This is a genomic window from Nocardioides sp. ChNu-99 (assembly GCF_029493445.1).
In the GTDB taxonomy this organism is placed as follows: domain Bacteria; phylum Actinomycetota; class Actinomycetes; order Propionibacteriales; family Nocardioidaceae; genus Nocardioides.
This window is the reverse complement of sequence record NZ_JAHWBL010000088.1, coordinates 1-9,722: the sequence shown is the minus strand read 5'-3', so window position 1 is coordinate 9,722 and position 9,722 is coordinate 1. Positions and strand designations below refer to the sequence as shown.

The 9,722-nt window shown below is 74.4% G+C and carries 10 protein-coding genes and 1 pseudogene; 6 read left to right on the top strand and 5 right to left on the bottom strand.

Annotated elements, in window-relative coordinates; genetic code table 11:
• Nucleotides 1-43: 43 nt before the first annotated feature.
• Entirely contained in the window at nucleotides 44-613 is a 570-nt protein-coding gene (locus KK617_RS17975) for a TetR/AcrR family transcriptional regulator (protein ID WP_277501563.1), read from the bottom strand.
• Nucleotides 614-723: 110 nt separating this feature from the next.
• Entirely contained in the window at nucleotides 724-1,422 is a 699-nt protein-coding gene (locus tag KK617_RS17970) for an EcsC family protein (protein ID WP_277501562.1), read from the bottom strand.
• A gap of 33 nt (nucleotides 1,423-1,455) precedes the next feature.
• Between KK617_RS17970 and aat the strand changes: the two genes are divergently transcribed.
• The 3 genes from aat to KK617_RS17955 all read left to right on the top strand — a co-directional run bounded on the left by aat (nucleotide 1,456) and on the right by KK617_RS17955 (nucleotide 3,308).
• Nucleotides 1,456-2,130 (top strand): leucyl/phenylalanyl-tRNA--protein transferase, encoded by a 675-nt coding sequence (gene aat / locus KK617_RS17965; protein ID WP_277501561.1) that lies wholly within the window; start codon nucleotides 1,456-1,458, stop codon nucleotides 2,128-2,130.
• 177 nt (nucleotides 2,131-2,307) lie between these two features.
• Nucleotides 2,308-2,706 (top strand): hypothetical protein, encoded by a 399-nt coding sequence (locus tag KK617_RS17960; protein ID WP_277501560.1) that lies wholly within the window; start codon nucleotides 2,308-2,310, stop codon nucleotides 2,704-2,706.
• A 92-nt stretch (nucleotides 2,707-2,798) separates the two neighbouring features.
• Nucleotides 2,799-3,308: a hypothetical protein gene (locus KK617_RS17955; RefSeq protein ID WP_277501559.1), complete on the top strand. Its 510-nt coding sequence runs from the start codon at nucleotides 2,799-2,801 to the stop codon at nucleotides 3,306-3,308.
• Between the two features lie 13 nt (nucleotides 3,309-3,321).
• Here KK617_RS17955 and KK617_RS17950 read toward each other — a convergent pair whose 3' ends face one another.
• On the bottom strand, nucleotides 3,322-4,179 hold the full coding sequence (locus tag KK617_RS17950) for an SDR family NAD(P)-dependent oxidoreductase (RefSeq protein ID WP_277501558.1): 858 nt from the start codon (nucleotides 4,177-4,179) through the stop codon (nucleotides 3,322-3,324).
• A 102-nt stretch (nucleotides 4,180-4,281) separates the two neighbouring features.
• Nucleotides 4,282-5,313: an AraC family transcriptional regulator gene (locus KK617_RS17945; protein WP_277501557.1), complete on the bottom strand. Its 1,032-nt coding sequence runs from the start codon at nucleotides 5,311-5,313 to the stop codon at nucleotides 4,282-4,284.
• Between the two features lie 108 nt (nucleotides 5,314-5,421).
• Between KK617_RS17945 and KK617_RS17940 the strand changes: the two genes are divergently transcribed.
• The gene (locus tag KK617_RS17940; RefSeq protein WP_277501556.1) at nucleotides 5,422-6,963 is read left to right on the top strand and encodes an NAD(P)/FAD-dependent oxidoreductase; all 1,542 of its coding nucleotides are present in this window, start codon (nucleotides 5,422-5,424) and stop codon (nucleotides 6,961-6,963) included.
• Nucleotides 6,960-7,961, top strand: a complete 1,002-nt coding sequence (locus tag KK617_RS17935) for an alpha/beta hydrolase (RefSeq protein ID WP_277501555.1) — start codon at nucleotides 6,960-6,962, stop codon at nucleotides 7,959-7,961. The genes KK617_RS17940 and KK617_RS17935 overlap by 4 nt, the downstream gene beginning before the upstream one ends.
• 132 nt (nucleotides 7,962-8,093) lie before the next feature.
• On the opposite strand, the gene KK617_RS17930 is transcribed toward KK617_RS17935, so the two are convergent.
• Complete coding sequence (locus KK617_RS17930) at nucleotides 8,094-9,368, bottom strand: HNH endonuclease signature motif containing protein (protein WP_277501554.1); 1,275 nt, start codon at nucleotides 9,366-9,368, stop codon at nucleotides 8,094-8,096.
• A gap of 252 nt (nucleotides 9,369-9,620) precedes the next feature.
• Between KK617_RS17930 and KK617_RS17925 the strand changes: the two are divergent.
• Nucleotides 9,621-9,722 (top strand): annotated as a pseudogene (locus KK617_RS17925) (IS481 family transposase); the annotation flags it as partial.

Sequence of the window (9,722 nt, the reverse complement as noted above, 5' to 3'; positions counted from 1 at the left end):
GGGCCGCGCTCGGGCCGCGCTCGGGCCGCGCTCGGGCCCGGGCTCAGGCCGCCGCGGGCAGGCCGAGCGCCCGGTGGGCCATCGCCCGCAGCAGGGCGCGCATCGCCTCGTCGTCGAGCAGGCCGCTGTGGGGGGTGGAGTTGAGCAGGCCGAACGCGGCGTGGGCGGTGGCGCGGGCCGCGTCGCGGGTACGGCGGGGGTCGAGCTCGCGCAGGCGCGCGGCCCAGACGTCGACGTACGCGCGCTGCAGCGAGCGGACCCGCTCCCGGGCCTCGGGCGGCAGCGACGACCAGTCCCGGTCCTGCACGACGATGAGCGCCCGGTTGCCGAGCGCGAAGGCCAGGTGGTGCTCGACCAGGGCCGCGAGGGCGGTGGCGGCGTCGGGGGCGCCGTCGGAGCGGGCGCGGCCGTTGGCCAGCAGCTCCTCGCTGATGGAGACGAGCATCTCGGCGAGCACCGCGTCCTTCGAGGCGAAGTGCTTGTAGAGCGCGGGCCCCGAGACGCCGCAGGCGGCGCCGATGTCGGTGACCGAGACGCCGTGGAAGCCCCGCGCCGCGAACAGCTCGGCGGCCGTCGCCAGGATCTGCTCGCGACGGGTGGGGGCGGCGGTCACGGGCTCAGGTTAGTGCTCGTTCACCTCGGGACGCACCGGGGACGTGGAGCGGGCACGGTGACGGTCGCGAGCGCAGTCCCGGCCGGCGGCCGGCAGGGCTGGCTCTCGCTCTACGCCTTCTGGGCGGCGGCGCCGGTGTGCCGCGCCCGCAGCTCCTTGGCGGCGTAGCGGCCGATCTTCCACGTCGACATGCCGTCGGCGGTGAGGCCCACCGCTCCGCCCACGACCGGGACGCGCCGGCCGATGGTGACCGCGAGCCGCTTGCCGACCACGCGGGAGATGAGGTCGGTGGCGACCTCGTTCGAGATCTTCCGGTCGAGCTCGGGGTCGTGCTGCGGCGCGGTCGCGAGCGCCATCGGCGGGGCCGGCAGCTTCTTCTTCTTGAGCATGCGGTCGACTTCGGCCGGCCCCATGAGGCAGGCGAGGATCGCGTTGCGCACCCGCGGGTCGGCGAGGTCGTAGCCGCGGAGGTGCGCGAGCGTCGCGATCATCCGGCACTGGATGACCGCGAGGCCCGTGATGTTCGCCGGGATGGTCACGGCGACCGTCACGAGGCCACCGACGTTCGTGAGGAACCCCTGTGCGCCCGCGAGCCGCACGTGCTTCTCGATGACCGCCTTGACGGCGGCCTCGACGTCACCGTCGTGCTCGTCGAGCACCTGCTGCGCGGTCACGGCGGCGGGCTTGAGCGGCCCCACGCCGTCGATGGCTCGAGCCAGGGCCTGCCGGACGAAGTTGGCCGTGAGGTTGGGCGCCACGGCCGGCACCTGGGCCGCCGCCGCCGAACCGAGCTTCTGCTTGATCCCCATGGTCCGGATCCTACGGATGGCTAGGTTGGGCGGGTGCCCGTCGAACCGCCGCCCTCCTTCTGGGACTTCGGCGACCCCCGCACGGCGCCCGACGACGACCTCGTCGGGGCGGGGGCCGACCTCGAGCCGGGCACCCTGCTCGCGGCGTACCGCACCGGGCTGTTCCCGATGCCGCACGAGGACGACGTCTGGTGGTTCTCCCCGGTACGCCGCGGCGTGCTGCCCCTGGACGGGCTGCGGGTCAGCCGGTCGCTGCGCCGCTCGATGCGCGACTTCGAGGTGCGGGTCGACACGGCGTTCGCCGAGGTGGTGGAGGCGTGCGCCGACCCGCGTCGTACCGGCGCGTGGATCGACGAGCGCATCGCCGCGGCGTACCAGCGGCTCCACGAACTCGGCTGGGCCCACTCGGTCGAGGCGTGGCAGGACGGGGAGCTGGCGGGCGGGCTGTACGGCGTCGCGACCGGCGGGCTGTTCGCGGGGGAGTCGATGTTCCACCGGCGCCGCGACGCGTCGAAGGTCGCGCTGGCCGGGCTCGTCGAGCTGCTCGCGCGCGACGCCGACGAGCTGCCCGCCCCCCGTCTCCTGGACGTGCAGTGGCAGACGCCGCACCTCGCGAGCCTGGGGGTGGTCGAGGTCGACCGGCACGAGTACGCCGACCGCCTCGACGCCGCGCTCGCGCTGCCGCTGCCCGCGGCGTTCCGGGACTGACCGGGGCGCCGGCCCCACGCGCTGGACCGACTGCCGGCCCGGGCGCCACGCCCTTCTGAGAACGGCCTGAACCCGGGGGTTTCCGCCCGCAGGGCCGTGGGCAGGGTGGCCGCGGTTGCCGGGTCGAGGGCCTCGTCGAGGACGTCCGGCGCCACCCGAGACCCGAGGAGTTCCTTGATGAAGCGAGTTCTTTCCATCGCCGCGCTGGTCCTGGCCGGCGGCACGCTGTCCGCGTGTGGCGGTGGCGCTCCGACCGACGCGAGCGAGGAGGACTTCTGCTCGTCCTTCGAGTCCGCGCTCACGACGCTGGGTGAGCAGGCCGAGGCCGAGCCCGACACCGAGGTCGACCTCGGCGACGCGATCGACGAGCTCGAGAGCACCGGCACGCCGGAGAACATCCCCGACGACGCCCGCGAGGGCTACGAGAGCCTCCTCGAGGCGCTCAACGACGCCGACGGCAAGACCGTCGAGGAGGTCGAGGACGACGTCGAGGACCCGTTCGGCGAGGGTGACGACGCCGACGCCGGCGAGGCGCTGGGCACGTACTACGCCGACACCTGCGCTGCGACTTCCTGACGCACGCCTCCACGAGGGCGGCGGTGGCTCCGGCCACCGTCGCCCTCGTGCGCGTCCGGGGGCGGTTGCCCGCCCGTGCGAGGATCCGGACCGTGACCTCCCCCCGACGCCGTGCCCGCCCCGGCCGCCTGCTGCCCGTCGTGGCGCTCGTGGCCGCCGTGGCGCTGGCGGGCTGCGGCGGGGGCGACGAGGCGGACCCGACGGCCGGCGCGACGTCGTCGGTCCCTGCGCCCGGCAGCACGGGGGCCACGGACGGCTCCGGCTCGACCGAGGGGGCGAGCCCCGGGCCCGAGCAGGTGCTCGAGGAGTTCTGCCTGGCCGCCGGGCTCGTGAAGTTCATGGAGACCGGCGACGACCTGCGCGTGTGGGCCCGCACGATCGGCGAGCGCCCCCAGCCCGAGGACCTGACGGGCGACGCGGCGGCGGGGCTGCAGCTGCTGCGCGAGTACGCCGCGTCCGTGCCGCCCGACGCGGTGGCCGCCGAGCTGGAGCAGCCGGCGTACTCCGCGGAGCAGGTCGCCCAGCTCGAGGCCTACTCCACCTACCTGGAGCGGTGCCCCCAGCTCACCGACCCGCCGACCACCCTGGAGCCGCTCGGCTGAGCGGCCGTGCGTCTCAGGACGCCGTGCCGCGGCGCTTCGCGGCGCCCGGGCGGAGGCGGTCCATGACCGCGACGTAGCCCGTCGGCGTGACGCGGGCCAGCAGGTCCGGCACCTTCGCCGACAGGCCGATGAGCACGCGGACGCGGCGTCGCTCGACCCCGTCGAGGATCTGCCGCGCGGCCACGTCGGCCGGGAAGGTCAGCAGCTTCGCGAACGACTCCTTGCCGCGGCGGGCCTGATCGGGCGAGGCGGAGGCGGCCACCAGCGCGGTCTCGGCGATGCGGGTGCGGATGCCGCCGGGGTGCACGGTCGTGACGCCCACCTGCTGGGGCGCGAGCTCGGCGCGCAGCACCTCGCTGAAGCCGCGCAGCGCGAACTTGCTGGCCGAGTACGCCGACTGGCCCGGCAGCGCGATGAGGCCGAAGAGGCTCGAGACGTTGACGACGTGGCTGCCCGGCGTGCCGAGCAGCGCCGGCAGCAGGGCGCGGGTGAGGGCGACGGGGGCGCGGAAGTTGATGGCCATCACCGTGTCGAACTCGGCCGCCGACAGGTCCGTGAAGCGGCCGCCGGCGGCGATGCCCGCGTTGTTGACGAGCAGGGTGGGCCGCGGCTGCACGGCGAGGACGCGCTCGGCGAGCGCCGGGATCGCGTCGACGTCGGCGAGGTCCGCGACCTCCGTGTGCACGGCGACGCCGGGGTGGCCCGCGCGGATCCGGCCGGCCACGTCCGCGAGGCGCTCGGCGTCGCGGTCGACGAGCACGAGGTCCGCGCCTCGCTCGGCGAGCTGCAGCGCCATGTGCTCGCCCATCCCGCTGGCGGCTCCGGTCAGCACGACGGCGGCGCCGGTGAACGGGAAGCGGGGCAGGGACATGCGGGGACTCCTCGGGTCGGGCGGACGGTACGGCGAGTCTGCCGCCCGGCGCGTCCGCCGACTTGCCCGGGCACGACGACTTCTTGCCCGAGCGCGACAGCCCTAGGCGGGCCGCGCGCCCGGGTCGTCGCGGGCGCCCCGGCGTACCGCCCGGGGAGAGCTGTCCCACCAGCGGCGGGCGGCGCGCGAGAGCGCCGACTGCTCGGCGAAGCCGACGAGGTGCGCGACCTGGCCGATGGACAGGTCGGTGGTCGTCAGCAGCCGGCGCGTGGTGTGGCGCCGCACGTCGTCGACCACCGCGCCGAACGTCGTGCCCTCCGCCTCGAGCCGCCGCTGCAGGGTGCGGGGGTGCAGGGCGAGGAGGGCGGCCACGGCCGGCACCTCGACGGGTCGGGTGCCGAGCGACTCCTGCACGGCGGCGCGCACGCGGGGCGTGACGGCGGAGACCACCGTCGGCGCCTGCTCGGCCAGGAAGGCCAGGGCGAGCTGGCGCAGGTTCTCGTTCACCGCGCCCATCTCGTGGTGCATGAGGTGGCGGGGCACGCGGAGCACCGCGGCGGGCACGTCCCGGCTCGCGCGGACCGGGGCGCCGTAGAAGGCCTCGTGCACGGTGAGGGGGGCGGCCGGGCGGTAGGGCAGCTCGACGCTGCGCAGCCCGTAGGGACCGCCGGCGAGGTAGGTGATGGTGCGGTGGAGGAACGCCAGGCCGCTGTCGGTGCCCTGCACGGGCCCGGACGCGTCCGCGGGGCCGTAGAGCAGCGCGGCCACGCCCCGCTCGCCGAGGGGGTCGGGCCCCACGGTCAGCGACAGGGAGCGGCTGTGCACGAACAGGTAGCGCGAGGTGCACTCCAGCGCGTCGCCCAGCGTCGGGGAGTGCTGGATCGCGACGGCCAGCGACCCCAGCATCGTGATGTCCTGCCGCGAGGCGACCCGCAGCCCCAGGTCGGGGCAGCGCAGCGAGGACGCCGCCAGCTCCAGCACCGTGGCGGCCGCCCGCTCGGTGATGAGCACGTCGTCGCTGTCGAGGGCCTCGACCGGTACGCCGGCACTGCGGGCCAGCGTCTCCGCGTCGCCGCCGAGCTCGGCGACGGTGGCGCGCAGCCCCCGCAGGCTGGCGGAGCGGATGTGACCCACGGCGGCGACCTCCCGGCGTACTCGTGGCGCGCGGGCGGTGTCGCGCAGGGGCAAGACTATGTCGCGCCCGGTCAAGAACCCGGCCGTCGCCCCCGTCATCATCGGAGGATGAGCACTTCCCCCACCGCCCCCGCGGACCCCGTGACCGAGCACGTCGACGTGGTCGTCGTCGGCGCCGGACTCTCCGGCGTGGGCGCGGCGTACCGCCTGCAGACCGAGCGCCCCGAGCTGTCGTACGTCGTGCTCGAGGGCCGCGAGCGGATGGGGGGCACGTGGGACCTGTTCCGCTACCCCGGCGTGCGGTCCGACTCGGACATGTACACGCTCGGCTACTCCTTCAAGCCGTGGCGCGACGGGCGCTCGCTGGCCGACGGGGCGTCGATCCTCGACTACATCCGGGAGACCGCGGACGAGTTCGGGATCGCCGAGCGTGTGCGCTACTCGAGCAAGGTCGTGGGCGCGGACTTCGACACCGCCGCCGGGCTGTGGACGCTGACGGTCGAGGACCCGCGGAGCGGGGAGCGTCGCACGACGACCTGCCGCTTCCTCTACTCGTGCGCCGGCTACTACGACTACGACGACCCGCACTCGCCGGAGTTCGTCGGCCAGGAGGACTTCGCCGGGCATGTCGTGCACCCGCAGTTCTGGCCCGAGGACTTCGACCACGCCGGCAAGCGCGTGGTCGTCATCGGCTCCGGCGCCACCGCCGTGACCCTCGTGCCGTCGATGCTGAAGGGCGACGGCGCGGCCGCGCACGTCACGATGCTGCAGCGCACGCCGACGTGGATCAGCGCCGTGCCGAGCCGGGACAAGAAGGCGGAGCGCATCAAGGCGCTCCTACCCGAGGGCCCCGCGCACCACGTCGTGCGGGCCAAGAACATCGCGTTCAGCACGGCGTTCTACCAGTTCTGCCGCCGGCGCCCCGCGACCGCGCGGAAGCTCTTGACCGGCCTGGCCACCAAGGTGCTGGGCGACCCGCAGCTGGTCGCCGACCACTTCACCCCGCCGTACGACCCGTGGGACCAGCGCCTGTGCGCCATCCCGTCGGGCGACCTGTTCCGGGCGATCAAGGCGGGCGACGCCGACGTCGTGACCGACCACGTCGAGCGGTTCGTGCCCGAGGGCGTGCTGCTGCGCTCGGGCGAGGTGCTGGAGGCGGACGTCATCGTGACCGCGACGGGCCTGCGCCTGCTGGCGTTCGGCGGCATCGAGCCGCACGTCGACGGCGAGCGGGTCGAGCTGTCGGAGCAGTTCGTGTGGAACGGCGCGATGATCACGGGCGTGCCGAACTTCGCGGTGTGCATCGGCTACACCAACGCCTCGTGGACGCTGCGCGCCGACCTCACCCACCGCCTCGTGTGCAAGGTGCTGGGCTGGATGGACCGCCGCGGCCATGCCGCCGTGGCGCCGCGCCCCAACGGCGACCTGGAGCCGCAGCCGCTGCTCGACCTGGCCGCGGGCTACGTGCAGCGCTCGATCGGCGCGTTCCCCCGGCAGGGCGACCGCCGGCCGTGGCAGGTGCGGCAGAACTACGTGCTCGACTCGCTGACGACGCTGCGCACGGACCTCGACAAGACCCTCGCGCCGGTCACCGGGGCCACCGACGCCGGCGACCGCCGTCACGGCGAGCTCGTGGAGGTCGGGGCGTGAGCGCGGTGACGTGGGAGCCGGACCTCCTGGGCGACGGCTACGAGCGCCACACCATCGAGCTGGGCACCGACCCCGACGGCGAGGGCGACATCGCCGCCGTCGTCGTGCGACGGGTGGTGCGGCCCGAGGAGCAGGTCACCGGCGCCGTGATCTACGTGCACGGCTTCGCGGACTACTTCTTCCAGACCGAGCTGGCCGACTTCTTCGCCGAGCGCGGCCTGGCCTTCTACGGCCTCGACCTGCGCAAGTGCGGCCGCTCGCGCCGCCCGGGGCAGACGGCCCACTACGCCTCCACCCTCGAGCAGTACGACGTGGAGCTCGACCGCACGCTCGAGATCGTGGCGCAGGCCCACCCGGAGCTCCCGGTGGTGGTGCTCGCGCACTCGACCGGCGGGCTCATCACGCCGCTGTGGCTCGACCGGCGGCGCCGCGCGGGTCGCCTCGACCCCGTGGCCGGGCTGGTGCTCAACAGCCCGTGGTTCGACCTGCAGGGCAAGCCGCGGATGCGGGGGCCCGTCACGTGGGCGCTGCGGGCGGTCGCGCAGGTGCGTCCCTTCCGGGCGCTGGACCTGCCCGGCAGCGTCTACGGCTCGACGCTCCACACCACCGGCACGGGCGAGTGGGACTTCGACCTCGAGCTCAAGCCGATCGACGCCTTCCCCATCACCGTGGGGTGGCTCAACGCAGTACGCCGCGGCCACGCGCGCCTCCACCGTGGCCTCGACGTCGGGGTGCCCTCGCTGGTGCTGCGCTCGGACAAGACGCACTACTCACGGCGCTACACCGACGCGAGCGACCGCGCCGACACCGTGCTCGACGTGCGCCAGATCGCCCGCTGGGCCGGCTGCCTCGGCAACGAGACGACCGTGGTGCCGATCCCCGACGCCCGCCACGACATCTTCCTGTCGCTGGAGGAGCCCCGCCGCGCGGCCTACGACCGCGTCGACGCGTGGCTGCGCCGCCACGGCCTCGGTACGGCGGCCCGCACCCCCGCCTGAGTCGGCGCGCGGGACGGGTGGGGCGACTCGGTCGCCAGTCATCTCCGATGGTTGAGGTGGCCGCGTCAGTCCGGTGGTGGAGGTGGCCGCGCCAGCGGCCCTCGAAACCACGGTGCGGCTGAGGGGGGCTGCTCAGTTCCGCCGGGTGAACCGCAGCTTGCCGGTGCCGAGGGTCTCGGTGAGGTACGTCGGGTCGTGGGCGACGCGGTGGTGGCGCCAGCAGAGCAGCCGGCCGCGTTCGACGGAGGTGCGTCCGCCACGTGACCACGGGTCGTCGTGGTGCGCTTCGCACCAGTGGGGCGGGGCATCGCATCCGTCGGCGGTGCAACCCCCGTCCCGGAGCATCATCGCGATGCGCTGGGGCTTGCTGTGCAACCGGGCGGTGCGGCCGAGGTCGAGGACCTCGCTCTTCGTGCCGAGCACCGCCGGCACGAGGTCCGCGCTGCAGGCGAGGCGGCGTGCTTCGCCGGGTGAGATGCGGTGGCCGGTGTCGAGCGACGCCGCTGCGAGTCCGCCGGTGAGGGTGTCGACCTGCATGGTGATCACGACGGTGGCGCCGGCTCCGGCGGCGTCGGGGAGGTCGGCGTCGCGCATGCGCTCGATGAGCTCGACGAACGCTTGGCCGCGGCGTTCCCAGGCGGGCCGAGCGTCGACCGTGTCGTCGGCGGTGTCGTCGGCGGCGCCATGAGCCGCGTCGTTCCGGAGATGGCTACGTCGCGGCGAGGCGATGGCGTCGAGCATCTTGGCGAACATCGCGCCGTGCATCTCCGGCATCGTGAACTTCCCGTGGACGCAGCCGTGGCCGTCCTCGCGCATCGTCAACCGCACCTTCGCGGCGGCCCCCCGCTCCTCCCGGGCCAGGAGCTCGGCCTCGTGGGCCTCCCCGACGGCCGGGGCGACGATGTCGAGGATCCGCCGGCCCAGGACACGGAGGTCCTTCGCGTCGTGTTCCGCGGCGAACCCGACCAGCGCGCGCTCGGCGTCCACCCTGACGGCTGACTCCACCTCGTCGCCGAGATCCCCGAGGGCCCGCACGATGACCTCGGCCTGCCCGGGTGACACGGCGCCGGAGGTGCCTGCGGCGGCGAGGGCGTCGTACCGCTCCTCGGTGGCGACGGCGGTGCGGACCCGGCGGTGGGCCTCGGCGCGCGTGACGCGGGTGGCGTTCGCGAACCACACCGCGGTCGACGGCGCACCCGTCGTGTCCTCCACGCGCACCGCCGCCGCGTGGGCCAGCAGCCGCGACTGCAGAGCAGCCAGACGGTTCGCGGCCCGCTCGAGCTCGACGATCGCGGCGCCCGTCTCGGCTGGGCCCAGCGTGAGCAGACCGAGCTCGAAGCCGTCGTCGAGGTCTCCGTGGACGCGCGCGACGACCCCGGCCAGGGGGTGCAGCGCGGTCTCGTTCATGGACCCATCACACCAGGAAGCACCGACAGTTCTGGCCGTGCGGCGCACTACTCCACAGGGCGAGTTTTCGCAGGTCAGACCGTCTGTGCTGGCTCGTCATGACGCGGCGTACCCGGCGTGGTTTCGAGGGCCGCTAGCTGTGATGTCCAGGGAGGTTGTCCCGCTACCTGGCGGTGAGCCTGTCTGACAGGCGAAGGCCTCCGGTTGTGAAGTGGAGCTGTCGAGGAACCGCTTCACCCACCGGAGGCCTTCATGTCCCACGCTAACGCCGCACTGACCCCACGCGCTCGTCTACGTCTTGCCCGCCTGATCGTGGAAACCGGCTGGACCCACACCGCTGCCGCGAAGATGTTC

Bases quoted from the DNA above. Each gene is read 5' to 3' on its own strand.
- KK617_RS17960 (WP_277501560.1), top strand. From the start codon at position 2,308: ATGAAGCGAGTTCTTTCCATCGCCGCGCTGGTCCTGGCCGGCGGCACG.
- KK617_RS17970 (WP_277501562.1), bottom strand. From the start codon at position 1,422: ATGGGGATCAAGCAGAAGCTCGGTTCGGCGGCGGCGGCCCAGGTGCCG.
- KK617_RS17940 (WP_277501556.1), top strand. From the start codon at position 5,422: ATGAGCACTTCCCCCACCGCCCCCGCGGACCCCGTGACCGAGCACGTC.
- KK617_RS17950 (WP_277501558.1), bottom strand. From the start codon at position 4,179: ATGTCCCTGCCCCGCTTCCCGTTCACCGGCGCCGCCGTCGTGCTGACC.
- KK617_RS17930 (WP_277501554.1), bottom strand. From the start codon at position 9,368: ATGAACGAGACCGCGCTGCACCCCCTGGCCGGGGTCGTCGCGCGCGTC.